The organism is Ramlibacter monticola (genome assembly GCF_016722785.1).
Taxonomy (GTDB): Bacteria; Pseudomonadota; Gammaproteobacteria; order Burkholderiales; family Burkholderiaceae_C; genus Ramlibacter; species Ramlibacter monticola.
On record NZ_JAEQNE010000005.1, the window covers coordinates 376,179 to 401,112 of the forward strand.

General features: G+C 69.2%; 24 protein-coding genes. 15 read left to right on the top strand and 9 right to left on the bottom strand.

The features are described 5' to 3' along the window. Genes JJ685_RS20595 through gspE form a run of 7 tightly spaced genes read left to right on the top strand, consistent with a single transcriptional unit; the run spans position 1 to position 7,711 of the window. Positions 1-666, top strand: coding sequence for a PulJ/GspJ family protein (locus tag JJ685_RS20595; RefSeq protein WP_201676203.1), 666 nt, complete (start codon positions 1-3; stop codon positions 664-666). Continuing rightward, positions 663-1,625, top strand: a complete 963-nt coding sequence (gene gspK, locus JJ685_RS20600) for a type II secretion system minor pseudopilin GspK (protein ID WP_201676204.1) — start codon at positions 663-665, stop codon at positions 1,623-1,625. The genes JJ685_RS20595 and gspK overlap by 4 nt, the downstream gene beginning before the upstream one ends. Before the next feature lie 33 nt (positions 1,626-1,658). Continuing rightward, the gene (gspL, locus tag JJ685_RS20605; protein WP_201676205.1) at positions 1,659-2,867 is read left to right on the top strand and encodes a type II secretion system protein GspL; all 1,209 of its coding nucleotides are present in this window, start codon (positions 1,659-1,661) and stop codon (positions 2,865-2,867) included. Further along, positions 2,864-3,346, top strand: a complete 483-nt coding sequence (gene gspM / locus JJ685_RS20610) for a type II secretion system protein GspM (RefSeq protein WP_201676206.1) — start codon at positions 2,864-2,866, stop codon at positions 3,344-3,346. Before gspL ends, gspM begins: the two co-directional genes overlap by 4 nt. A gap of 29 nt (positions 3,347-3,375) precedes the next feature. Then, entirely contained in the window at positions 3,376-4,137 is a 762-nt protein-coding gene (gene gspN / locus JJ685_RS20615; RefSeq protein ID WP_330901809.1) for a type II secretion system protein N, read from the top strand. A 14-nt stretch (positions 4,138-4,151) separates the two neighbouring features. Then, positions 4,152-6,302: a type II secretion system secretin GspD gene (gene gspD, locus JJ685_RS20620; protein WP_201676208.1), complete on the top strand. Its 2,151-nt coding sequence runs from the start codon at positions 4,152-4,154 to the stop codon at positions 6,300-6,302. 5 nt (positions 6,303-6,307) lie between these two features. Continuing rightward, positions 6,308-7,711, top strand: a complete 1,404-nt coding sequence (gene gspE, locus JJ685_RS20625) for a type II secretion system ATPase GspE (RefSeq protein ID WP_201676254.1) — start codon at positions 6,308-6,310, stop codon at positions 7,709-7,711. Here gspE and JJ685_RS20630 read toward each other — a convergent pair. From JJ685_RS20630 to JJ685_RS20640, 3 genes are all read right to left on the bottom strand, one after another. Further along, positions 7,708-7,923, bottom strand: coding sequence for a hypothetical protein (locus tag JJ685_RS20630; RefSeq protein ID WP_201676209.1), 216 nt, complete (start codon positions 7,921-7,923; stop codon positions 7,708-7,710). The two genes, gspE and JJ685_RS20630, sit on opposite strands and share 4 nt — an antisense overlap. Before the next feature lie 10 nt (positions 7,924-7,933). Continuing rightward, the gene (locus JJ685_RS20635) at positions 7,934-8,122 is read right to left on the bottom strand and encodes a hypothetical protein (protein ID WP_201676210.1); all 189 of its coding nucleotides are present in this window, start codon (positions 8,120-8,122) and stop codon (positions 7,934-7,936) included. Between the two features lie 82 nt (positions 8,123-8,204). Next, positions 8,205-8,945 (bottom strand): haloacid dehalogenase type II, encoded by a 741-nt coding sequence (locus JJ685_RS20640; protein WP_201676211.1) that lies wholly within the window; start codon positions 8,943-8,945, stop codon positions 8,205-8,207. An 87-nt stretch (positions 8,946-9,032) separates the two neighbouring features. Here JJ685_RS20640 and JJ685_RS20645 point away from each other — a divergent pair, with 87 nt between their 5' ends. Beyond that, positions 9,033-10,022 (top strand): MlaD family protein, encoded by a 990-nt coding sequence (locus JJ685_RS20645; RefSeq protein ID WP_201676212.1) that lies wholly within the window; start codon positions 9,033-9,035, stop codon positions 10,020-10,022. Positions 10,023-10,045: 23 nt separating this feature from the next. Next, positions 10,046-10,633, top strand: a complete 588-nt coding sequence (locus tag JJ685_RS20650; protein WP_201676213.1) for an ABC-type transport auxiliary lipoprotein family protein — start codon at positions 10,046-10,048, stop codon at positions 10,631-10,633. 39 nt (positions 10,634-10,672) lie between these two features. Here JJ685_RS20650 and JJ685_RS20655 read toward each other — a convergent pair whose 3' ends face one another. From JJ685_RS20655 to panC, 4 genes are all read right to left on the bottom strand, one after another. Continuing rightward, positions 10,673-11,386 carry a response regulator transcription factor gene (locus tag JJ685_RS20655; protein ID WP_201676214.1) on the bottom strand — a complete coding sequence of 238 codons (714 nt, stop codon included), beginning with the start codon at positions 11,384-11,386 and terminating at the stop codon, positions 10,673-10,675. A 60-nt stretch (positions 11,387-11,446) separates the two neighbouring features. Continuing rightward, positions 11,447-12,010 (bottom strand): cytochrome b, encoded by a 564-nt coding sequence (locus JJ685_RS20660; RefSeq protein WP_236599138.1) that lies wholly within the window; start codon positions 12,008-12,010, stop codon positions 11,447-11,449. Positions 12,011-12,237: 227 nt separating this feature from the next. Further along, the gene (locus tag JJ685_RS20665; protein WP_330901810.1) at positions 12,238-13,941 is read right to left on the bottom strand and encodes a methyl-accepting chemotaxis protein; all 1,704 of its coding nucleotides are present in this window, start codon (positions 13,939-13,941) and stop codon (positions 12,238-12,240) included. A gap of 185 nt (positions 13,942-14,126) precedes the next feature. Next, the gene (panC, locus tag JJ685_RS20670; RefSeq protein WP_201676215.1) at positions 14,127-14,951 is read right to left on the bottom strand and encodes a pantoate--beta-alanine ligase; all 825 of its coding nucleotides are present in this window, start codon (positions 14,949-14,951) and stop codon (positions 14,127-14,129) included. A gap of 444 nt (positions 14,952-15,395) precedes the next feature. Between panC and JJ685_RS20675 the strand changes: the two genes are divergently transcribed. Then, positions 15,396-18,095: a multicopper oxidase domain-containing protein gene (locus tag JJ685_RS20675; protein WP_201676216.1), complete on the top strand. Its 2,700-nt coding sequence runs from the start codon at positions 15,396-15,398 to the stop codon at positions 18,093-18,095. Between the two features lie 117 nt (positions 18,096-18,212). Further along, positions 18,213-19,355, top strand: coding sequence for a DoxX family membrane protein (locus JJ685_RS20680; RefSeq protein WP_201676217.1), 1,143 nt, complete (start codon positions 18,213-18,215; stop codon positions 19,353-19,355). Positions 19,356-19,370: 15 nt separating this feature from the next. Here JJ685_RS20680 and JJ685_RS20685 read toward each other — a convergent pair whose 3' ends face one another. Continuing rightward, the gene (locus JJ685_RS20685; protein WP_201676218.1) at positions 19,371-19,679 is read right to left on the bottom strand and encodes a hypothetical protein; all 309 of its coding nucleotides are present in this window, start codon (positions 19,677-19,679) and stop codon (positions 19,371-19,373) included. 171 nt (positions 19,680-19,850) lie between these two features. Between JJ685_RS20685 and JJ685_RS20690 the strand changes: the two genes are divergently transcribed. Beyond that, positions 19,851-20,687, top strand: coding sequence for a Rossmann-like domain-containing protein (locus JJ685_RS20690; protein ID WP_201676219.1), 837 nt, complete (start codon positions 19,851-19,853; stop codon positions 20,685-20,687). A gap of 448 nt (positions 20,688-21,135) precedes the next feature. Here the strand turns inward: JJ685_RS20690 and JJ685_RS20695 are convergent, their stop codons facing one another. Continuing rightward, the gene (locus JJ685_RS20695) at positions 21,136-22,275 is read right to left on the bottom strand and encodes a hypothetical protein (protein WP_201676220.1); all 1,140 of its coding nucleotides are present in this window, start codon (positions 22,273-22,275) and stop codon (positions 21,136-21,138) included. Between the two features lie 485 nt (positions 22,276-22,760). Between JJ685_RS20695 and JJ685_RS20700 the strand changes: the two genes are divergently transcribed. The 3 genes from JJ685_RS20700 (at position 22,761) to JJ685_RS20710 (ending at position 24,921) form a co-directional block, all read left to right on the top strand. Further along, entirely contained in the window at positions 22,761-23,054 is a 294-nt protein-coding gene (locus JJ685_RS20700) for a helix-turn-helix domain-containing protein (RefSeq protein WP_201676221.1), read from the top strand. Then, the gene (locus JJ685_RS20705) at positions 23,051-24,370 is read left to right on the top strand and encodes a type II toxin-antitoxin system HipA family toxin (protein WP_201676222.1); all 1,320 of its coding nucleotides are present in this window, start codon (positions 23,051-23,053) and stop codon (positions 24,368-24,370) included. Before JJ685_RS20700 ends, JJ685_RS20705 begins: the two co-directional genes overlap by 4 nt. A gap of 290 nt (positions 24,371-24,660) precedes the next feature. Next, positions 24,661-24,921 (top strand): hypothetical protein, encoded by a 261-nt coding sequence (locus JJ685_RS20710; protein ID WP_201676223.1) that lies wholly within the window; start codon positions 24,661-24,663, stop codon positions 24,919-24,921. Positions 24,922-24,934 lie beyond the last annotated feature (13 nt).

Here is a 24,934-nt window from a genome sequence, read left to right on the forward strand (position 1 = left end):
ATGCGGCGGAATCGAGGCTTCACCCTGATCGAACTGCTGGTGGCGCTGTTCGCGCTGGCCATCCTCGCGGGCCTCAGCTGGCGCGGCCTCGACGGCATGATCCGCGCGCGCGCGATCACCGAGGCGCGGGCCGACGAGGTGCTCGCCCTGCAGACCGGGCTGGCGCAGTGGACGGCGGACCTGGAGGCGATCGAGGAGTTTCCGCCGGCCAGCGGGCTGGAATGGAACGGGCGCGTGCTGCGCCTCACCCGTCACGGCAGCCTGGCGCCGGGCGACGGCGTGCGCGTGGTGGGCTGGGCCCGCCGCGAGGGCCGCTGGCTGCGCTGGCAGTCGCCGCCGGTGTTCACCCGCGGCGACCTCGAGGCCGCCTGGCTGCAGGCCGACCTGTGGTCCCAGACCCCCAGCGACGCGATGCGGCAACAGGAAATCATGATCGCGCCGCTGGAGGACTGGCAGATCTTCTTCTACCGCGGCAACACCTGGTCCAACCCGCTGTCCAGCGCCGGGGCGGTGCAGCCGGCCACGGGCGGCTCGCAGTTCACGGGCCGGGGCGCCACCGGCAGCGCCAGCACCCTGCCGGACGGCGTGCGGCTGGTGCTGCAGCTGCCCGCCGGCGGCGCCATCGGCGGCCGCCTGCTGCGCGACTGGGTCCGTCCGATCCTATGAAGCGGCGCGAACGCGGCGCCGCCCTGCTCGCGGCCATGCTCACCGTCACCCTGGTGGCCACCCTCGCCGCCGGGGCGCTGTGGCACCAGTGGCGCAGCGTGGAGATCGAGAGCGCGGACCGCCAGCGGATCCAGTCGGCCTGGATCCTCACCGGGGCGCTCGACTGGGCGCGGCTGATCCTGCGCGAGGACTCCGGCAGCCCCGACCACCTCGCCGAACCCTGGGCGGTACCGTTGCAGGAAGCGCGCCTGGCCACCTTCCTCGCCGCCGACCCGAGCAACAACGCCATGACGGAGACCAGCGACGCCGACCAGGTGTTCCTCTCCGGCGACATCGTCGACCTGCAGGGCCGGCTGAACCTGACCAGCCTGGTCGTCGCCGGGGCGACCCAGGCCAAGCCGCTGGCCGCCTTCGGCCGCCTGTTCGACGTGCTCGGGCTGCCCGCGGCACAGCTCACGACGATGGCGGCGAACCTGCGCTTCGCCTCCGACATCAGCATCGAGAACCGCAATGCGGCCCAGGCCCCGCTGCTGCCGCAGCGCGTCGAGCAACTCGTCTGGCTCGGCCTGCCGGCCGACACGGTCGCGGCCCTGGGCCCCTATGTCACCATCCTGCCGCAAGCCAGCCCGGTCAACCTGAACACCGCCCCGGCCGAAGTGCTGTACGCGGTGATCGGCAACATCGGCCTGGCCGACGCCCAGCGGCTGGTGGCCGAACGCGAGCGCAAGCACTTCGCCAACGTCAACGACGCCAAGGTGCTGCTGCCGACGGGCGCGGACTTCGACCCCAGCCTGGTCTCGGTCAACACCCTCTGGTTCGAGGTCCACGGGCGGCTGCGCATCGAGGACGTGGTGATCGAGGAGCGCTCGATGGTGCAGCGCCAGGGACGCCAGGTGCAGGCCGTGCAGCGCGAACGCAGCGCCACCCGGTCGACTCCCTCGACCGAGATCAAGCGCTAGCGGGAATCCGCCACCTACAATGCCCCGCAGCCCATGAGCACGCTCGTCGTTTCCCTGCCCCTCGAGAACGCGTCGAACGCGACCGAATGGGCCTACGCGGTGACGACCGACGGTCGCGCGCTGTCCGACCATGGCCGCACGCCGGCCGCCCTGCTGCCGCAGCCCCGCGGGCCGGGTGCCGAAGTGGTGGCGCTGGTGCCGGTGCAGGCGCTGGCCTGGCACCGCGTGGACCTGCCCAAGGGCATCGTGCCCGGTTCGCCGCGCCTGCGCACCGCGCTGGAGGGCCTGCTGGAAGAACAGTTGCTGGACGACACCGAGGCGGTGCACTTCGCCCTGCAGCCCGGCGCCCGCGCCGGCGAGCGCGCCTGGGTCGCGGTGTGCGACCGCGCCTGGCTGCGCAACGCCCTGCAGGTGCTGGATGCCGCCGGCCGCCCCGCCAGCCGGATCGTGCCGGAGTTCGCCCCGGAGGGTCCCCCGGCGCTGGCGGCGATCGGCGACCCGGAACAGCCCGTGGTCGTCGCCAGCAGCGAAGAGGGCGTTCTCAACCTGCCGCTCGGCCCGACCGCGCTGGCCCTGCTGCCCGCCCTCGCGGAAGGGGCGCCTCGGCTGGCCGAACCCGCCGTGGCCGGCCTCGCGGAGCAGGTGCTGCAGCAGAAGTTCGCGCTGCAGCAGGCCCCGCAACGCTGGGTCGATGCCGCGGCCACCCGCTGGGACCTGGCGCAGTTCGAATTCGCCAGCTCGCCGCGCGCGCGCACGCTCAGGAAACTGGCCACCGGCTCGGGCGAGGTGCTGCGAGCGGCGTCCTGGCGGCCGGCCCGCTGGGCCGCCGTGGCCCTGGTCCTGGTCCACCTCGCGGGCCTGAACGCCTGGGCCTGGAAAGAGCGTGCCAGCCTGTCGGCCAAGCACGAAGCCGTGCGGCGCACGCTCACCGACACCTTCCCGCAGGTCAAGGTGGTGGTCGACGCGCCGGTGCAGATGGAACGCGAGGTGGCGGCGCTGCGCCAGCAGACCGGCGTCGCCTCCGCCCGCGACCTCGACGCGGTGCTCGGCGCGCTGGCCGCCGTCCTGCCGCCCGGGCGCGTGCCGGCGTCGCTGCAATACAGCGGCAGCGAACTGCGCGCCGGCGGCATGGCGCTCTCGCCCAACGAACTCGAGCAGGTCTCCGCGCAGCTCAAGGCCCTCGGCTACGGCACCAGCGCCGAAGGCAGCACGCTCGTGGTGGCGGCGGAGGATGCGCGATGAAGCAGCTCGAACCGTTGCGCCAGCGCTGGGTGGCGCTCGCCCCGCGCGAGCAGGCCCTGGTCGCCGCCGCCGGCCTGCTGGTGGGGCTGGCCCTGCTCTGGTGGCTCCTCATCGCACCCGCGGTCGCCACGCTGCGTTCCGCCGACGCCCAGCACCGCCAGCTGGACACGCAGCTGCAGCAGATGCGCCGCCTGCAGGCCCAGGCCCGGGCCATGCAGTCGCAGCCGCGCCAGAGCCCCGAGGAGGCCATGCGCCTGCTGGAAGCGACGATCCGCGATCAGCTCGGCACCACAGCGCGCTACACCATCGCCGGCGAGCGCGTCACCCTCACCCTGGCCAACACGCCGCCCGAGCGCCTGGCGCGCTGGCTCACGCAGGTGCGCAGCAACGCCCGCGCGCTGCCCGGCGAGGCCCGGCTGACGCGCAACGGCAACGGCGGCTGGGACGGCACGCTGGTGCTGACCCTGCCGGCGCGGTAGTGGCGCGCCCGCAGCGAGCCCCCCGCGAAGTGCCCTGGGGCTGGGCCGCCGGTGGCGCCACCCTGGGCCTGCTGCTCGCGTTCGTGCTCTTCGCCCCCGCCCGCTGGCTGGCCGACGGCATCGAACGCCTGACCGGCGAGCAGGTGCTGCTGGCCGACGTGCGCGGCACGGTGTGGGACGGCTCCGCCCGGCTGGTGCTCACCGGGGGGCGGGGCAGCACGGATGCGACGGCCCTGCCGGGCCGGATCGCCTGGACGCTCGCCCCGCGCTGGGACGGCGTGGCCGCCGCGCTGCGCGCCGAATGCTGCACGCCGCGCGCCATCCCCCTGCGGGCCCGCTGGCACTGGGGCCGGCTGGCCCTGCAGGTGGGCGACTCTGCCTCCCAGTGGCCCGCCAGCGTGGTCGCCGGACTCGGCACGCCGTGGAACACTTTGCAATTCGACGGCGAGCTGCGGCTGACCACGCAGGGCCTTTCAGTAGAATGGTCCGCAGGCCGTCCGGCGATCGCCGGGCGGGCCGAGCTGATGGCGCTGCGCGTCGCGTCGCGCCTGTCTACCCTGAGGCCCATGGGCAGCTACCGCATTACCGTGCAAGGGGGCACGCCCGCCACCTTGCGGCTGGAAACCCTGGAAGGCAGCCTGCAGCTGTCCGGGACGGGACAGTGGGTCGGCGAGCGGCTGCGCTTCCGCGGCGAAGCGAGCGCGGCGCCCGAACGCGAGGCCGCCCTCGCCAACCTCCTGAACATCATCGGCCGGCGCAGCGGCGCCCGCTCCCTCATCTCGATCGGCTAGATCCGACCACCGCCATGAATTTCCGTTTCGCCCTCGCCTCGTTGGCTGCCGCCCTGGTGCTGGCCGGCGCGCCCGGCGTCCTGCACGCGCAACGCGCCAACGAGCCGATCACCCTGAATTTCGTCAACGCGGAGATCGAGGCGGTGGCGCGCACGATGGCCGCCATCACCGGCCGCAACATCGTGGTCGATCCCCGGGTGAAGGGCACGATCACGCTCTCGACCGACCGGCCGGTGGCGCCGCAGGCGGCCTTCAACCAGTTCGTGGCGACGCTGCGGCTGTCCGGCTTCACCGTGGTGGAGTCCGGCGGCCTGCTCAAGGTGGTGCCCGAGGCGGAGGCCAAGCTGCAGGGCGGCCAGGTCACGGTGGAAGGCGGCATCTCCGGCAACCAGATCGTCACGCAGATCTTCCGCCTGAACCACGAGAACGCCGGCAACATGGTGCCGATCCTGCGGCCGCTGATCAGCCCCAACAACACGATCAACGTGAACCCCGGCACCAACTCGCTGGTGATCACGGACTATGCGGACAACCTGCAACGGCTGGCGCGCATCATCACGGCGCTCGACCTGCCCAGCGCGACCGACGTCGAGGTGATCAACCTGCAGAACGCGCTGGCGGTGGACCTCGCGCCGGTGGTGCAGCGGCTGCTGGAGGCCTCGGGCGGCGGCGCCCCCGCCGGGCAGGGCCAGGTGGACACCCTGTTCCGCACCACGGTCGTCGCCGAGCCGCGCAGCAATTCGCTGATCGTGCGCGCCGCCAACCCGGCGCGGCTGAACCTCGTGCGCACGGTGGTCGCGCGCCTGGACCAGCCCGGCGCCGCCGGCGGCGGCATGGGCCCCGCCGGGAACATCCACGTGGTCTACCTGCGCAATGCCGACGCGACCAAGCTCGCCGCCATCCTGCGGGCCGCGATCGCCAGCACCGCGGCGAGCGGCGCCGGCGGCGCGGTCGCCGCGCCCAACGTCGCCGTCCCGCCCAACGTGGTCAGCGGCCTCAGCGGCGCCGGCGCGGGCACCGGCACCAGCGCGGCCACCTCGCCGATCACGCCTTCGGCGCAGCCGTCCACGGGCGGGCAGGTGCAGGCCGACCCGGCGACCAACTCGCTGATCATCACCGCCCCCGAACCGCAGTACCGGCAGCTGCGCGCGGTGATCGAGCAGCTCGATGGCCGCCGCGCGCAGGTGCTGGTGGAAGGCATCGTCGTGCAGGTGAACGCCGACAAGGTGGCGCAGTTCGGCATCCAGTGGCAGACCGTGCTCGGCACGGCGACGAGCAGCGTCATCGGCTTCCTGGGCAGCAACTTCACGGTGGGCACGCAGCCGAACATCATCGGCCTCGCGACGCAGCCCGGCCTCGGCACCGGGAACCTCACGCCGCCAGCCAACGGCTTCAACATCGGCGCCGTCCGCAACATCAACGGCCGCTTCATCCTGAGCGCGATCGCGAACTTCCTGGAAAGCAGCGGCGACGGCAACGTGCTGTCCACGCCCAACCTGCTGACGCTGGACAACGAGGAAGCCAAGATCGTCATCGGCGAGAACGTGCCTTTCGTGACCGGCCAGTTCACCAACACCGGCGCCAGCAACGGCTCCGTCAACCCGTTCACGACGGTCGACCGCAAGGACGTCGGCCTGACGCTGCGCGTGAAGCCGCAGATCAGCGAGAACGGCAGCGTGCGCCTGACCATCTACCAGGAGAACTCCGCGGTGAAGGCCGGCACCGAGCTAGCGCCGAACGGCCCGACCACCACCAAGCAGACGGTCGAAACCAACGTGCTGGTGGACGACGGCCAGATCGTGGTGATCGGGGGGCTGCTGCAGGACCAGTATTCCGGCACCACGCAGAAGATCCCCGGCCTCGGCGACGTGCCCGGGCTGGGCGCGCTGTTCCGCTCCGACAACCGCCAGCGCACCAAGAGCAACCTGATGGTGTTCCTGCGGCCGGTGGTCGTGCGCGACGCGCAGGATTCGGAGGCGCTGTCGCTGGACCGCTACGAGATGATGCGCACCAAGCAGCAGAACCTGCAGCCGCGGCCGAGCGACGTTCTCCACAACGTGAACGAAGCGCCCATCGCGCCCGAACTGAACAAGCCCGTTCCTCCCGGCGACTCGTGGTCGCCGCTGATGCCGCCGCCGGCCACCACCGCCCCCAGCTCGCGCTGAAGTTCATGCGCTATCCCCTGCCCTACGCCTTCGCGCGCAGCCAGCAGCTGCTGCTGGAAGACGACGGCCACCAGTTCGTGCTGTGGCACGCGGGTGCGCCGCAGCCCGCCTGGACCGAGGTGCTGCGCAAGTACCCGGTGCGCACGCTGCAACAGCTCGACGCGCAGGAACTGGCGCAGCGCATCAGCGCCGCCTATGCCCAGGGCGAGTCGAGCGCGGCCACCGTGGTCAGCGAGGTGCAGAACGACGCCGACCTCTCGCGCATGATGCAGGAGCTGCCCGCGGTGGAGGACCTGCTGGAGGCGAGCGACGACGCGCCCATCATCCGCATGCTCAACGCGCTGCTGACGCAGGCCGCGCGAGACGGCGCCAGCGACATCCACATCGAGCCCTACGAGCGGCATTCGAGCGTGCGCTTCCGCGTCGACGGCGCGCTGCGCGAAGTCGTGCAGCCCAATCGCGCGCTGCATGCGGCGCTGATTTCGCGCCTGAAGATCATGGCGGAGCTGGACATCGCCGAGAAGCGCCTGCCGCAGGACGGCCGCATCTCGCTGCGCATCGGCACCCGCGCGGTGGACGTGCGCGTCTCCACCATCCCCAGCGCGCACGGCGAACGGGCCGTGCTCCGCCTGCTGGACAAGAGCGAGAGCCGCATCAGCCTGGAATCGGTGGGCATGACGGGCGACACGCTGAAGCGCTTCCTGCACCTGATCGGGCAGCCCCACGGGATCATCCTGGTGACCGGCCCGACCGGCTCCGGCAAGACGACGACGCTCTACGCTGCGCTGAGCCGCCTCGATGCCTCCACCAGCAACATCATGACGGTGGAGGACCCGATCGAGTACGAGCTGCCCGGCATCGGGCAGACGCAGGTCAACCCGAAGATCGACCTCGACTTCGCCAAGGCCCTGCGCGCGATCCTGCGGCAGGACCCGGACGTGATCATGATCGGCGAGATCCGCGACTACGAGACCGCGCAGATCGCGATCCAGGCTTCGCTGACCGGCCACCTCGTGCTGGCCACGCTGCACACCAACGATGCCGCGAGCGCCGTCACCCGCCTGACCGACATGGGCGTGGAGCCGTTCCTGCTCAGCTCCTCGCTGCTGGGCGTGCTGGCGCAGCGCCTCGTGCGCCGGCTGTGCGAGCATTGCAAGGTGGAAGCGGAAGGGGTGGCGCGCGGCTGCCAGCACTGCGGCTACACCGGCTACCAGGGCCGCACGGGCATCTTCGAACTGATGAACGCCGACGAGCGCGTGCGCGGACTGGTCCACACGCAGGCCGGCGAGGCGGCCATCCGCGAGGCGGCGCTCGCCAGCGGCATGCGGCTGATGCGGCAGGACGGCGAGCGGCTGATCCGCGAGGGCATCACCTCGCGGGAAGAAGTGCTGCGCGTGACGCGCGACTAGCGCGCGCGCTCGGAACGCACCCGCTCCGGCTCGTGCCGCGGGCCGGGTTCCTTCACCGGATATTGCGGGCCGCGCTCCTTCTCGATGGGCGGGGCCTTGTCCTCCTCCTGCTGCTGCGGCTTGGGCATCGGGGGCACCGGCTGCGGTTGCTGCTGTTGCTGCGCCTGCGGCTTCTCCGAAGCCGGCCTGAATTTCGCCTTGAACATGACCATGGCGCGATCCTCAATCCGGCGTCTGCACGAAATCGGTGTGGCCGCCGACGCCCGGCTGCTTCTCGTCGCGGTGGGTCGGCTGATTGGGCACCAGCTCGCGTTCGTCCTCGCCGGCCTGCGGCTTGGGCTGCGGGATGCGGCCGCGTTCCGGCTGCGGATGCGCCAGCCCGTGGTCGATGGGGGTACGGTCTTCCGGCATCGCTCTTCCTTTCGATGCCATCTTGCGCGCCAGCGAAGCCGACGCGGCTAGTCCGCGTCCCCGCTCGACTGTCAGTCCCTGACTACACCGCGGCCGGGCAGCCCAGCTGGTCGGCAAGGTCCAGCAGGTCGCGGGCGTGCAGGTCGTTCTCCGGCCGCGCCGCCACGTCCTTGGGCGCGTCGCGCCCGAATTCGAAGGGGCGCTCGACATAGGCGGTGCGCAGGCCGCAGGCCCGCGCCGCGGCCAGGTCGTCGTGGTGCGCCGCCACCAGCATCACGCGTTCGGGCGGCACGTCGAACACGCCAGCCGCCCCCAGATAGGTGGCGGGATCGGGCTTGTACGCGCGGAACACCTCGGCCGACAGGATGCAGTCCCAGGGCAGGCCGGCGCGCTTCGCCATGCGCGTCAGCAGGCCGAGGTTGCCGTTCGACAGCGTGCAGCAGAGGGCCCGGCCCTTGAGCCGCCGGATGCCATCCACCGCGTCCGGCCAGGGATCGAGCCGGTGCCATACGCGATTGAGCCCGGCCCGCGCCGCTTCGTCCAGGTGGGCGAGCCCGAACTGCGGCAGGATGCCGTCCAGGATCATGCGGTGCAGGTCGTCGATCCGCGTCCAGCCCAGTTCACCGGAGCGCACCCGCGCCATCGCGGGCTGATAGCCGGCGCGCCAGGCGCGAGCGAAGGCGGCGCCATCGACCTGCGGGTGGTCGTGCGCCATCTCGCGCGCGATGCTGCCATGCCAGTCGACGACGGTGCCGAAGACGTCGAACAGGAGGACCTCGACGCCTTCCGCGCCTGTGCGTGGGGAAGCAGTGGCAGTCTGCATGGACCCAGTGTAGGCTCCGGGCGGCGGGGAACCAATGCCCCGCCATGCGGATCGACCCCGCTCGGCTACTTGCCAGGGAGGCGCGCGATGACCCAGAGCGCAACGTCCAGGGCGAGGTGGGCTTTCGCCCTGTCCCTCGCCGTCCTTGCCGCCGCGGCCGCGGCCGGCTATGCCTTCACGGCCGGCCGCTACACGACCTACGAGCTCCAGTCGCACGAGCCGGTGTCCGGCCTGCTCGCCGGGGCGCCGGTGGAATTCCACGGCGTCGACGTCGGCCAGGTGCGCGAGGTGCTGCTGGCCGACCCGCGCACCGTGCGCGTGCTGCTGTCGGTGCGCAAGGACGCGCCGGTCAGCACGGCCACCGTGGCCACGATCACGGGGCGCGGGCTGGCCACGCGCGGCTTCACGGGCTACGTGTACGTGAGCCTGGAAGACCGGGAGGGCCCCGGCGGGCCGCTCGCCCCGGCCAGGGACGGCGCGCACCCGGTGATCGCCAGCGCGCCTTCGCAGTCGGTGAGCCTCGACACCAGCATCAGCGACCTGAACGAGAGCGTGCAGCGGGTCACGGGAATGCTCGAAGGCGTCCTGGACCGCGGCACGGTCGCCACCATGAAGCAGTCGCTCGCGAACCTGGAGCAGATCACGCACTCGCTGGCCGCGAACAACCAGCGCATCGAGACCATCCTGGCGAACGCCGAACGCGCCAGCGTGCGCGTGCAGCCGCTGCTGCAATCGAGCGACGCCGTGCTGCGCTCGCTGCAGACGCAGATCCTGCCCGAGACGCGGCAGACGCTCGTCCGCCTGGACGAACTCTCGACCTCGGCGCGCCAGCGCATGGGCAGCATCCTGGACAACACCGAGCGCGCCAGCACCCGGCTGGAACCGCTGCTGCAATCGAGCAACGAGACGGTGCGCTCGCTGCAGACCCAGCTGCTGCCGGAGGCGCACCGCACGCTGGCGCGCATGGAACACCTGTCGAACACCCTGGATGAAACCGCCATCCGCATCCGGCGCGATCCCTCGGTGCTGTGGCGCGGCGCCGGCCCCGCGCCGGCCGGTCCGGGCGAGGCCCGATGACAGGGCACGGGCGGCGCACCGCCGTGCAACTGCTCGCGGCGGCGCTGCTGGCCGGCTGCTCCCTGTCGCTGCCCCTGCCGGCGCCCGAGCCGGCGATGACCGCCGCCCTGATCGACCGGCTGCCGGCCAACCTGCCGCAGGCGCCGCGCGGCGCGGCGACCCTCCTCGTGCTCTCGCCGCAGGCGCGCCCCGTCTACGACACGGCGCGCATGGCCTACAGCCTGCGGCCACACCACATCGCCTACTACAGCCGCAACGAATGGGCCGAGACGCCGCCGCAGATGCTGCAGCCGCTGCTGGTGCGAGCGCTCGAATCCACCGGCCGCTTCCAGGCCGTGCTGGCGCCGCCCCATTCCGGCCCCTATACGCATTCCTTGCACGCCGAGGTGCTGGAACTGCTGCAGGACTTCGACCGCCAGCCGCCGGTGCTGCGTCTCGTGCTGCACGTGCAGCTGGCCGATGCGGCCCAGCGCACGATCGCCTCGCGCGAGTTCGTCGCGCAGCAGCCGCTCGTGGAATCCTCGCCGGACGGAGGCGTGCGCGCGGCCAACGAGGCGATGGCCCAGGTGCTGCGCGAGGTCGCCTCGTTCGTGCTGGAGCAGGTGCGGTAGGAGCCCGGGCGGCTGGGAAACGGGCCTGCGCCGAGGTCCCTACGCCGCGAGCTGCAGGGTCGGGTCCGCGACCTGGCCGTCGGCCAGCCGGTAGCCGACGCCGCCCACCGTCTCGATCGCATCCTCGTGCAGCTTCTGCCGCAGGTGGTGGATATGCACTTGCAGGGCGGTGGAGCGCTGGGGGGCGTCGTTCGCTTCCTTCAGCAGGCCGGCGGCCGGCACCGCCTGCGGATAGGAGCGCACGAGGCACAGGAGGATGTCGAACTCGGCGCGCGTGAGCACCACGCGCCGGCCGCGGAAGACGCAGCTGCGTCCGGGCGCATCGAGCTCCAGTTCGGCGCGGTCGCCCAGCCGGCCGTTCGCGGAACGGCGGCGGAACACGGCGCGCACCAGCGCTTCCAGTTCGCGCAGGTCGAAGGGCTTCATGACGAACTGGTCGGCGCCGCTATCGAGCAGGCGCACGCGCGAGTCGAGGTCGGCGCGGCCGGTGATCACGACCACCGGCGTGCGCGGGTCCGGTGCGCCGGACGCACCAGTCGCGCGCAACTGGCGCAGCAGCGTCTCGCCGTCGCTCTCGCCGAGGCACAGGTCGAGGAAGACCAGGTCGAAGGGCTGCGCGCACAGCGCCTTCCAGGCGCAGGCCGCATCGTCCCGCACGACCGCCACTGCGCCGAGCTTGCGCAGCATGCCTTGCAGCACGACGGCCGTCACCGGGTCGTCTTCGACGATCAGGACCTGTTTTCCGTCCAGCATGTTTCTTGTTGTGAATGCCGGGCCAGTATAGGTTCGGCCCCCTGGCGCGGCGCGAAGCCGTCAGGCTCGCGGAATCATCTTGCGCAGGGTCGCGTCCCGCTGCACGAAGTGATGGCGCAGGGCCGCCGCCGCATGCAGCAGGATCACGAGAGTGAACGCATACCCCAGCCAGCGGTGCACGGCGATGAGGGTGTGGAACAGGTGCTCGTTGCGGGCGATCAGGTCCGGCGCGTTGAACCAGGAGAACACCGGGGTCGGATAGCCGCCGGCGGACGACATCAGCCAGCCCGTCACCGGTAACAGGAACATCAGCACATATAACCACATGTGAACGAAGAGGGCGCTCACCTCCTGCCATTGCGGCAGGCCATCGACAAAACGGGGCAACGCATTTGTCAGTCGCCACAGCAGGCGCGCCACCGCGACGGCCAGGGCCACCATCCCCAGGGCCTTGTGCACCAGGATCAGGGTGATCTTTTCCTGGTCGAATCCCACATCCGGGAGCCGCACCATGGAGATCCCGAGAACGACCAGCCCCACCAGCAGGCCCGCCATGCCCCAGTGCAGGAGCATGGCGATCCAGCCGTACCTGTCCTCGGTGTTGGCCAGCGGCATGGCGTCCATGGCGCCCAGTATCGGCCAGCGCGCAGAAAAATGGCCCCGATGCGTCGCCGCGCCGGGGCCAACCACCCTTTTCCCGAGGTGGAGGAGACAACTTGCACAGGCCGCGTGCCCTCGGCCTGTCGAGAGCTATCAAGCAGGATGCGGGCCAGCTTCGACGCGACACCCCCGCGTCCCCGCAGCCTGCGCGATCTCCTCCAGCCGAAATAAGCCTGTCGCCTAGCCCCTGCTCAGAAGGTCTTCCACTCCGCGTTGGCCGCAGGCGCGCCGGCGGCGAAGTGCGGCGTCCCGGCCACCGAGGTCCTGAAGGGGATGGAGCCGGCGGCAGGGGCGGGCCTGGCGGCCACAGCCGGCGCTGGCGCGGCCGGCGCCATCCAGGCGGGCTGCATCCCGCCCGCGTCGATGCGGAAGCGCGAGACCGTCCGCAGCAGCGCCGCGGCCTGCGCCTTCATCGACTCGGTGGCAGCGGCGGCCTCTTCCACCAGCGACGCGTTCTGCTGCACGACCTGGTCCATCGCCGTGACGGCGGTGTTGACCTGCTCGATGCCCATGCTCTGCTCCTGGCTGGCGGCGGCGATCTCGCCGACCAGGTCGCTCACCTTCTTCACGGAGGCGACGATGTCCCCCATGGTGCGGCCGGCGTCCTCCACCAAGTGCGAGCCGGCATCCACCTGTTGCACCGAGCCGCCGATCAGTTCCTTGATCTCCTTGGCGGCGGCGGCGCTGCGCTGCGCCAGCGTGCGCACTTCCGCGGCCACGACGGCGAAGCCGCGGCCCTGGTCGCCCGCACGCGCTGCTTCGACCGCGGCATTCAGCGCCAGGATGTTGGTCTGGAAGGCGATCCCGTCGATCACGCCGATGATCTCGGAGATCTTCGCGGAGGACGCGGAGATCCCGTTCATGGTCCGCACCACCTGGCCGACCACCTCGCCGCCCTTGCGCGCCACGTTCGAGGCCTCCACCGCGAGCTGGCTCGCCTGCTGCGCGTGGCTGGCGTTCTGCGTGACGCTGGAGGTCAGTTCCTCCATGGAGCCGGCCGTCTCTTCCAGCGTGCTGGCCTGTTCCTCGGTGCGCTGCGACAGGTCCACGTTGCCCTGCGCGATCTGGGTGCTGGCCTGCGCCACGACGGCGGCCCCGTTGGTGACCTCGCCGACCAACTGGCGCAGGTTGCGCGTCATGTCGCCCACAGCCTGCAGCAGTTGGCCGGGTTCGTCGCGGCGCGTGGTCCGGATGTCCTGCGAGAGGTCGCCTTCCGCGACGCGCTTCGCCGCCTCCACGGCCTGGCCGATCGGCACCGTGATCGAGCGGCCGATCTGCCAGCCGAGGACGGCGCTCAGCACCAGGCAGACGGCGGCGCTGCCTGCAAGCAACTCCAGACCCGTGTGGTAGGTTGCCTCGGCTTCGCGCACCTCGCCTTGCTCTTCCTCCTCGATGACGTCGACCAGCTTGTCGAGCGCATCGTTGTAGCTCGCCTGCACCCGGGCGAGCCGGGCGAGCAGGAGCTCACGCGCATCGTCCGTGCGGCCGGCGTCGGCCAGCTGCAGGAAGTCGGATTCCAGCACCGCGTACGCCTTGCGGGTCTCTTCCAGCGCGGCGAGCTGCTTCTTCGCATCGCCCTCCTGGATGATCTTGACCAGTTCGCCGCGCAGGCGCTCCATCTCGGCGTGCATGGAGCGCACGCCATCGAGTTCCGCCTTCCGGGCCTCCGGCGCCACCAGGAGGAAGGACCGCATGTGCCGCGCCGTCCCCTCCAGGTGGGCATGCCACTCGCCCGCATACATGATCGCCGGCGAATGGTGGACGGCGATGTCGTCCAGCCCGCCCTTCAAGTCTCTCAGGCTCTTCACGCCGGCGCCGGCCATCGCCAGCGCCAGCAGCACGAGCAGGCCGAAGGCCAGCCCCAGTTTGTTGGTCACCCTCAGGTTCTGGAACATATCCCCTCACCTCCATCGGTTGTAGTACCGACGAAGGATGCCCGGCTTGTAACCGTCTGTTTCTTGACGGCCATCAATGGAGCTTGGGCAGGGCCGGACGAACGGGTCCGCGCCCCGCCCAAAGGGCGTAGACGTGCGCCCAAGCCGGGGACGCGTGTCGCGCGCAGGCGACGCGCCCGGGCGGACTACACCGCGAGGTTGTCGATCAGGCGCGTGGTCCCGAGCCGGGCCGCGCCCAGCGCCACCAGCGCGTCGCCCGGCCCGGGGGTCTGCAGGTCGGACCGGCGGCGCAGGGCCAGGTAGTCGGGCGCCCAGCCACGCTGCGCCAGGGTGGCCAGGGCCGCCGCCTCGATGGACGGGAGGTCGGCGCCCGGCGCGCGCGCTTGCTGCGCCATGCGCGCCAGCACGCGGGACAACTCCACCGCTTCTCGGCGCTCTTCGGCCGACAGGTAGCCGTTGCGCGAGGACAGCGCCAGCCCGTCGCCGTCCCGGTACGTCGCGGCCGGGACGATCTCGATCGGCATGGCGAACTGCCGCACCATGCGCTGGATCACCAGCAGCTGCTGGTAGTCCTTCTCGCCGAACACGGCGAACCGGGGCTGCACGCACTGGAACAGCTTCATCACCACCGTGCAGACGCCGGTGAAGAAGCCGGGGCGGAACTGGCCCTCGAGGATGTCGGCCAGCACCGGATCGGGGTGCACCTTGAAAGTCTGGGGCTCGGGGTACAGGTCCCGCTCGGCCGGGGCGAACAGCAGGTCACAGCCGGCCGCCGCCAGTTTCTCCGCGTCCCCGGCCAGGGTGCGCGGGTAGCTGTCGAAGTCCTCGTGCGGCAGGAACTGCAGGCGGTTGACGAACACGCTGGCGACGGTCACGTCGCCCAGCGGCCGTGCCATGCGCACGAGCGCGATGTGGCCCTCGTGCAGGTTGCCCATCGTGGGCACGAAGGCAGGGCGCCGGAACGCGGCGAGGTGCTCGCGCAGTTCGGGGAGCGTGTGGACGACGTGCATGGCGGACCCATTGGCGGAGAAACGGTGGGGCGGAGCATGCGGGCGGCGGACGCCAGGCCGCTTGACGTTCGTCAAGCGCTTCCCGGTCAGGAATCCGCCGGCACGACAAGGCACCTTGGTGCCGCACCCCGGGGCCCGATGGTGGGGAAGTTCCCCGACTATGGGTCTTGCTTTCCCCCCCATTGGCGGGGCCCTGTAAGGAGAACGCAAACAGTTCTGGTTCTCGCTCTAGGCCCTTGGACCTAGCAATCCGCGTCCTCTCCCCGGGCACATAGGGTGCGTTACAGGTACTTGCAGTATCTGCAGAGACGTTGCATATCGCAGCGCTTCAACCAACCTTCAGGAAAAGCAATGACGAAAGACGCACGGGGGCGTCGGACAGCACGCCCCACGAGAAGAAGCTGGTGTGTCCTGACCGCCGTGTGCGCTGCCGCGATCGGCTCCATGAGCCTGAACGCCAGCTTCGCATCGGACCTGGACTCGTTCGGTGAGCCGCCAGCCACCGATCCGTCCCGCTACACGGAACAGCCCGCCGATCCGCTGACAGCGATCGGCGAGCTGGCCACGCAGCCCCACACGAATGCGGGCGCGATGGAGATCCAGGAGCACGAGCACCTCACCCGCGAACAGGTGAGTGCCGGAAACGTGCTGCCGCGCGAGGCGCTGAGTTCCTATAACTACCCCACCAATGGGTACCCCAGCTCCCTGTTCGGCGCGCAACCCTGGACGCAGAAGCTGCTGATGTTCGAAGAGTTCGGCACCGACCGGCTCAACCCCGACGAAGCGGCAGGCACCCTGCCCTTCCCCCTGCCGAAGGTCGGTGCCGCGCCGCAGCAGGACCCTTCCAGCGTCTCGCGCAGCAGCCCGGAGTCCGGCGAGCTGGACACCTTCCTGCAGCAGTCCGGCCTGCATCCCTTCCCCACCCGCATGGCCAACGACGGCCTGACCAATCCGTGGAAGCCGGAAGTGGAGCTGTTCCTGGAACGCTATCTCGCGCGGGCCCCCGCCGAAGGCCGCCCGCCGGGTGAGGGCTGGGCCCACCAGCGCTGGAACGAGTTCTACCCGCAGTCCTACTTCAAGACGGTGCAGGCGGGCGCGCGCGTCAACGGCGGCTTGCGCGACGCGAAGCAGCTGCACCAGTACAGGTACGGCGAGTTCGGACCCGGCGGCCTGTACCACCACGGGGGCACGACCCGGGGCACGGAGATCCGGATCCACCCCAAGATGCCGGTGCAGGACCACAAGTCGGTGTGGACCTTCGACGGCACGCTGCCGCCCAAGCTGCTGATGGTGCGCTATGGCCAGCCGGTCCTCATGCGCCACTACAACGCGCTGCCGATCGACCCGGCGGCCAACCACGGGTTCGGCCTGCATACCATCTCGACGCACGAGCACAACGGCCACAACCCGGCGGAAAGCGACGGCTTCGCCAACGCCTTCTTCTTCCCCGGCCAGTTCTACGACTACCGCTGGCCGCTGCAGCTGGCGGGCTACGACAGCATCAACACGGCGGCCGGCGAGAAGCTGGCGGCCTTCCCGTGCGGCCCCGGCGAAACGCTATGGGTCAACGATGCCACCCCGGGGCTGAAGACCTGCGAGAACGGCCGGATCAACATCCGCGGCGACTGGCGCGAGACGATGTCGACCCACTGGTTCCACGACCACATGGTCGACTTCACCGCGCAGAACGTCTACAAGGGCAACGCCGCGATGATGAACTACTACTCCGCGCTCGATCGCGGCAACGAGTCCATCAACGACGGGGCGAACCTGCGGATGCCGTCGGGCTCGGCGCTGCCCTGGGGCAACCGCGACTACGACGTCAACCTCGTGATCGCGGACAAGGCCTGGGACCGCTCCGGCCAACTGTGGTTCAACCCGTTCAACGCCGACGGCTTCATCGGCGACCGGATGACGGTGAACTGGCAGTGGGCCCCGACGCTCGACGTGCGGGCGCGCAAGTACCGCTTCCGCATCCTCAACGGATCGGTGTCGCGCTACTTCACGCTGGCGCTGGTGGCCGAGTGCGCCGGCGAGAAGACCTGCGCGATGCCCGGCCCGCGCAAGTCCAACAAGTCGTACAAGCGCGTCCCGTTCCACATGATCGCCAACGACGGCAACATCCTGGAGCACGCGGTGCCGTTCGACGGCTCGATGGACCTGGACGGCGACGGCGACCGCCAGGAGCACAACGGCATCCTGCCGCTGCAGGCCATCGCGGAGCGCTACGACATCGTCGTGGACTTCTCCAGGCTCGCCGTGGGCACCAGGCTGTACCTGGTGAACATCATGGAGCACGACACCGGCATCGGGGTGAAGAAGAACATCCCGCTGTCGGAAGTCCTGAGCGAGGAGTACAAGGCCGTCATCGAGCGCAAGGACGGCCAGGACCACCGCTGGCGGGAGGGCGACCCGGGCGTGGGCATGGTGATGCAGATGGTCGTCCAGCCGTACGCCGGCACCGACCTGAGCATGAACCCGGCCGACTACGAGCCGGCGAAGGCCGGGAAGCCGGCGGGCAGGAAGATGGTGCCGCTGTGGCTGGACCGCAGCAATCCCGGCTACCTGCAGACGCTGCGCGATGCGCGCCGCCGCGAGTTCGTGTTCGGCCGCTCTACCAATACGGACGATCTGCCGTGGACGGTCAAGACCGACGAGGGCACGGCCTACCTGGCCGACCCGCGCCGCATCGACGCCGCCCCGCAGCTCGCCACCGGCCCCACGCCGGGCGGCTACAGCGGCGACAGCACCGTCGAAGTCTGGGAGGTGAAGACCGGCGGCGGCTGGAGCCACCCGGTGCACGTGCACTTCGAGGAAGGCATCATCCTCAAGCGCGGAGGCAAGGCGCCGCCGGAGTGGGAGAAGTGGGCGCGCAAGGACGTCTACCGCATCGGCGGCGAGGAGGAGAGCACGTCCACCGTGGAATTCGCGATCCGGTTCCGCGAGTTCGCCGGCACCTACGTCGAGCACTGCCACAACACGCAGCACGAAGACAGCTCCATGCTGCTGCGGTGGGACCTCGAGAAGCCCGGCCAGTTCATGCTGATGCCGACGCCGCTGCCGTCCTGGGAAGGCGTGGACTACGCGCCTTCCGTCGGCATCCCGACATTCCGTAGCGGATTCGGCTTCGGCGTGAGCGACTGATTGCTCCGGGGGTGGGAGGGGGCGGCCGCGCGGGCGGTCGCCCCTTTCCTTTGGTGGAATGCAAATTGCTACGTACCAAGACGCAATGGCGCAAGGCGCGCCCGGAGGAGACTCGTCATGTCGCAGGCTGGAGGGGAACGCTCGAAAGCGATGGGGCGCAGCGCGATCGCGTGCGGCGCCGCCCTGCTGTTCGCGCTGCCCCATGCGGCGCAGGCGCACGTCCGCTGGTTCACCGGCGCGGCGCACGCCGACACGGCGCCGGAATCGATGGAAACGCTGCTCGCGTCGCTGGACTTCCTGGCCCTGTTGGTCGTGACGCTGGCCGTGCTCGCCTGGGTGCGCCGCGCCGATACCCGGCTGGCCGCCGGCGGATCGTCGTTCATGCGCCTGCTGGCCGACTGTGACGCCCGGGCGACACCGGCCGCGGCGCCTGTGCTGCGCGTGGCGGTGGCGGTGTTCTTCGCGGCGGTCGCGGTCCATTTCGGCGACACCTCCTCCGCCTGGACGCCGGAGGTGAAATCCCCGGGCGACTGGATCGTTCCCCTGAAGCTGCTGATCGCCCTCGGCCTCCTGTTCCCCTCCGGGGTGCTCCCGGCCTGCGCGGGCATGCTGTTGCTGTACCTGCATCCGTCCCATCTCCAGGGGGCGGGCCAGTTGCTCGACTATGAGCTGTTCTTCGGGGTTTGCGTGTTCCTGGCGCTGGACCACTTGTCGCCGCGCCAAGGTGCCACGACCGGCCTGCTGGTCCTGCGCATCCTGGTGGCCGGCAACTTCCTCTGGGTGGGGATCGAGCGCTGGCTCTACCCCGACTGGACTTCCGAGGCCCTGGTGCAGCGCCTGCCGATGCTGCAGTTGGGGCTCGACCCGGCGTTCTGGACGCTGGCGGCCGGTTTCGTCGAGGTGGGGCTCGCGTTCGTGCTGCTGTTCGGGCGGGCGTCCTCGCAGGTGGCGGCCGCCGTGATGCTGGCGCTGATGGCCGGGACCATGCCGATGCTGGACGCGATGGAGGCGATCTCGGACCTGCCCATGCTGTTCTCGCTGTTCGTGCTCGCCGCCACGCGCAACCGGATGCCACGCGCCGTGACGGAGCATGCGCGCTGGCAACCGGCGAACCTGTGCCGCACCTTCCTGCTGGCGACGATGGGGCTCACGGTGCTCTATTACCTGGCGCACGACTTCACCCCCGTGCTGCACGCGCAGCTGACGGACCTCTGGCGGGAGTTCCCGCTGGTGGGCCTGGGCGGCGACGCCCCGGGGTAGCGCCGCGCGTTTGCGCTACATGCCGCCGGCGCCCGACCCGGGGAAGAGGTGGCAGCGCCAGGTCTTCGTCCTCGAGGGGCCGGAAGGACTTGCGTCCTGCGGCGAGGGCACCTCGTCGAAGTTGCGGCCGCCGCAGAACGCGCGCACCGTGCCGAGCACCCTGGACTCGCCGGTCTGCTGGGGATTCCACTGGAGCCGGATGACGTCACCCGAAGCGAACAGGATCTCGGGCTTGACGACCTGGTCGACCGGAGCACCGGCGCAGGCGGCCAGCGCCGCGGGGAGCATCACCACTTCGAACGCCAGCAGCTTGAACTTTGCCATCGCCAGACTCCTGAGCGGGCATTCTGGCGCCCCGGCGGGGCCGGAGGCAAAGGACGCGGGGTATTCCCGCCCCGCCCGAAGTGCGATGCCGCCGGCCAGCGCAGCCATGCTGCCCAGCGGCCCGCGCCGTCGTCCCCTCGTCCATTCACGGCCCGAGGCCACAATGGGCGCATGAGCACTGCGCCCGTTCGCCTCTGGCTGGTCGATGCGGCCCGCCGCATCGAAGCCGCGCTCGGCCCCTCGCGGGTGGAGCGCCTCGCGCTGCCGCCGCCGGTGGCACACCCCGGCAAGGAGGGCGAGTTCTGCGCGGTGCAACTCGATGACGGCAGCGTGGGCCTGTCGTTCACGCTCCTGGACGGCACGCTGCGGGCCTTGCATGCGCGGCCGAGCCCCGCCGGCCGCTCCGCGTCGGAGCTGGTCGCGGGGTATGCCGCCGGGGATGCCGCCGCGCGCGCCCTCGGGCTCGCCACGATCAACGCCTTGACGCGCCGGCTCTACGACCGCGCCGGATTCGAGCCGGACGGCTCGGTCGGTTCCTTCGGCTCGCTTGCGCTCGCGCACGGCGACCGCCTCGGCATGGTGGGCCACTTCACGCCGCTGATCCGGGAGGCGCTTGCGCTCGGCATCCCCGTCGTCGTGCTCGAACTGAAAGCGGAACTCGTGCGCGAGGAACCGGGGCTCGCCGTCACGCTCGACCCGGGCCGGCTGGCGGGCTGCAACAAGATCGTGTCCACCAGCACGCTGCTGCTGAACGACACCTTCGAGCAGGTCGCCTCGTACTGGCGTCACGCGGACGCGGTGGCGATCGTGGGGCCGTCGGCCGGCTGCCCGCCAGACGCGCTGTTCGCGGCGGGGGTGAGCGCGGTGGGTGCCGCGTGGGTGAGCGATGCGGAGAGCTTCCTCGCGCGCGTAGATGCGGGAGAGAAGTGGGGCGGCGCGGCGCACAAGGTCACCGTCACCCCGCAGCGCTATCCCGGCTTCGACCGGCTGCTGGGCGCGGCGCGCTGATTCCCTGGACGTGAACCCGTCCCAACTCTTGCTGCGCAAGCCCGCTTTTCTTCCATTGCCCGAATGTGCTGGAAGTGGGGAGGACTGCCGGACGACCAACCGCGGGCACGGAAAGGAAAAAGCCCCGAGGTGGGATCACCTGGGGGCTTTGGATCTGGTGGCCTGGGGCGGAATCGAACCACCGACACGCGGATTTTCAATCCCAAATCCGCTTTGCAGTGACTCGCCGTCCACACGCAATACTAACAAAATCAAGTACTTACAGCGCAGTGGACCGCAGCAAAACGCAGTCAAACGCACCGGTTCGCACCCACTTTCACTCGGGATTGCCAGAAACTGCGCCAGAAATTCCGAGTGCCTTCATTGTAGCGACGAGCTCTTCAAAGCGCCATCCGGCGGCCGTGCCGGCATGCCCCGGCGCGTGTACGAGGTCGCGCGGGCATCAGCCCTAGATGCCCGGCGGGCGCTTGTCCTCCACCAGCTTCGCGCCGAACGGGCCGTACCAGTCGGGTTTGACTCCCTCGTGTAGCAACCGAAGACGCCGCCCCGTGGGGTCCAGGTCCGCGACCGCCTGCTCGGCATGGGCAAGCCACTCGGTGCTCAGCTCGGGAAGCTGGGGGTCGCCTTCCAGGCTCTTGCGCAGGTGCGCGAGGTACTCGGCCGCTGCTTGGTGGCGCTGCCAGCCCGCCGCCTCCGTGGCGAACGCCTCCCGAAACGCTGCCCTGCGCCGCGCCTTTTCCTCCCGCTCTTGCCGGATGCGCGCTTCCTCTTCCCAGCGCCGGTGTTGCTCTGCACGCTCCTCGGCCAGCTGCTTCATGGCGGCCGCCGCGGCGGCCAGGCCTGCGAGGACTTCCGGGAGCTTGTCTTCCAGCTTCGCGCGGGTGCCGTCCGACCAGGTCTTGCGGCCTTCGAAGTAGCCCTCAATGGCGAACTTCAGCTCCCCGGTGAGGTGGTACGCGTACTCCTTGCGGGGGTACGGGGACTTGCGCTCGGATTCTGGGATGATTTCCGTGCGGGTGTAGCGCTCCGTGAGGGTGAAGGTGACTGGCTGGCCGCCCATATCTAAATAGAGGGGCTTGTTGTCGGCGCCCTTGGTGACCTGTCCCCCAAGCTCAGGCAGCTTGCGCTCGATGGCGTCCAGGATGCGGCAGGCACGCTCGGCCAGCGCCGGGCTCACCGTCGCCTGGAAGTGCGCGCCACCGCCGCAGGACACGAGGCCCGCCCTGTCGGGCTTTGTCTTGGAAAGCGTGGCGAAGGTGGCCTTGGCGAAGGGAGTGAGGCTGGCCGTATCGGACGCAACCGGGACTTTGACCTCCTTGAGGACAGGAGCGCCTGTCGGCAGGCGCTGGGCTCGACTTTGTTCCTGCGAAAGTGAGACTGTGTCGCCGTGCGGGGCGGCGGGCAGAGGCGGACGTTCTGAGCTCTTGCCGTGCTCAATGCGCGTCCAATGCCCCATCGGGGGCGTCGGAATGGCGTGCCGGCGGCAGGCCTTGGCAAGTCCCACGTCCGAGATGCCGAACTCGGTTGCGAGTTTGCGCAGAGGCGTCTTCCAGACACGTTCGTAAAGGTCTTGGCGGGAGATTTCCATGGAGTTCACCCTCGTCGAGCACAACAGGTACAGCGCTAGCAGCCCGCGTCACTCGGCCTCTGCGCCGTCGCCATCAACGGGCAGCGCCAAGGGCGTATTGGACAAGCACGAGCAGACGCAGCACCGTGGGGCTTGTGCGCCGGCTCGCAGCCATCACTAAGTCGTGCTTCAACGCACGTGAAGCACCCTAGCTGAACGCTCGCTCCGAGAGCCTTCCGCACTCCCAAACAAGAGATTTGACTGTATTGATATACAGCTCACTCAAGGTTTCAAGGCGTGCGCTCGGTGCTTTATTTGTCATACTCGTCTGACGCTGCGGAGCCTGGGAGGCTTGACAAAAGTGCCGTATGTGCTATATTGCCCGTCAACAGTCTCACCCTACTCAGTGAACTTAGTGACGTCACATAGACACTAACCACGTGTGCCCTCTGTTGTTCGGCTTGATAGCATTAGCAGCATTGAGGACTGGAAAGGGGATATAGCAAATGCAGCAACATCTTTCAGACTTCACCGACCTCGGCAGAGAAGTGGCTCGCCTTCGCAAAGCGAAGGGCCTCACTCAGAAGCAACTAGGTGCGCTCACCGGAATGGGCCAGTCGACGCTGGCTCGCTTTGAGACAGGACAGGTTGCAGAATTTGGCTCGCGCAAGCTCTTGCGCGTGCTCGAAGTTCTTGGATGCGGGTTGGCCGTTAGTCCGAATCGGCCTCGTTTTACGTTGGACGATGCCCTTGAGCAGCGTCGGCACGAGGCCAGCTCTTCTGCGGCGATGACGGCTTGAAGTTAACCGTCTTCGTTCAGAACCAAGCAGTCGCAACTCTGGACTCCCCGGACAGCTACAAACACGTTGTCACGTACTACCCGCAGGCCCAGGAAGAGCAGTTCATCTCGCTGCTAATGCCTGTTCGGACGGAGTCCTACAGCTACCCTGAGTTGCACCCCGTATTCCGCATGAATTTGCCGGAAGGGTTCTTGCTGTCCATTCTGCAGGAGCAGCTCGGTCCGCACGTGGGAGCATCTCCCTTGAGTCTCCTCTCAGTAGTGGGAAGGAATGCCATCGGGAGAGTAAAGGTCGCACCAGAAGGCGCCAATCCAAACTCAGAGCCGCTGCCCTTCGAGGTCAAGGATATTCTGCGGGGAGACAACTCCGAAGAGGCATTCGTGCAGTTGGTCCGGCGCTTTGCGGCCTCGGGAGTCTCGGGGGTTGTACCCAAGTTCCTTTCGCCCAATGTGATTGGCGAGCACAACAAGGGAACACTGGCCACAGAGAAGTTCATCGTCAAGGGAACCACCTCGCGTCTGCCGGGCGTCGCGCTGAATGAGCATTTCTGCATGGAAGTGGCGCGGCGAGCCGGCATCTCCACTGCGATGACAGAAGTTTCCGAAGATGGCCAAGCTCTGGTCGTGCACCGGTTCGACTATGCCGAGGATGGCTCTCGCCTGGGGATGGAGGACTTGTGCAGTCTTCTCGCCCTGAGGCCGGAACAGAAATACGAGTCCACGTGGGAAAAGGTGGCGAACCGCATCAAGGACGTCGTCCCCGTTGAGCGTCAGCAGCAAGCACTGGCCTCTCTGGGAGACCTCCTGCTTCTGACATACGCACTTCGCAATGCGGACTGCCATACGAAGAACATCGCCCTCCTGTATTCAGGCTCGCACGACGTACACCTTGCCCCGGTTTACGACATGCTCACGATTTCGGTGTATGAGGACTACTGCAAGAACCCCCCTGGCATGCCTGTTCACGGACGGAGCACATGGAGCCCAGGGAAAGCACTTGAGTTGTACCTGCAGACCCACTGCGTCTTAAAGCCGGCAGAGATTCAGACGCGTATCGAAAAAATCTGTGAGGCGATGGTCGACGTTTCGGCCCAAGTCATCCAGGCGTCCCACACATATTCGTCGTTCAAGGACATCGGGCCCAGAATGCTGCACGCTTGGAATGGCGGCATGAACAGTCTGCGACTGCAGCGCAAGTGGAGCCTTCCGACGCTAGACGAGAAGATTCAGGCAGCAGGCTACCAGGACGTCCCGAAGCCCCAAGCGCCGCGTCCCAAGAAGGTCGGTCGCTCGCCGCTGCTGGCGGAGCGGAAGTAGCTGCCTCGTACGCGTGCCGGGCCTCTTCCAGAGGCATGAACGCCGGCGAGCCGGCCGTTCTTCCTCGCCACCCAAGCAAATCTCAATGTGGCCTGCGCATCCGGTAAGTGACCCACTTATTTACCGTCCTGTGCGACTTGATGGCTCACGCATCAGGGTGAACGCCGCCCCTGAGACGACTCCGGCGCAATGGGCGGACAAGGTGCAGTGGGAAAAGGCCGTCGAATTCGCCACGTGTGAAATCGAGGACGAGGGCCGTATCTTGCGACAGTGGAAGGAGCGACTGCGTAATGACCACGGCCGGGTACATTTTTGAGGTGGAGCTGCGCCTCCGTGCAGCCGAGAGAGAATTCAGTGACTCCCTAGCGGCGATTCACCAGGCGGTGCACGGAAGCTCAGACTTCGAAGAGTTCAAGACTGCGTACCTTGAGGCCGAGAAGGGTAGGCGGCAGCAGCGGTACTCGGTTAGAGAGGCTCGCAAGCACATTGAGAGTGCCTCGGAGGAATTCGCGTCCGACAACGGGGTACTGGAGCCGCCCGCCTCGCCTTGACTCGGTGGGTCGC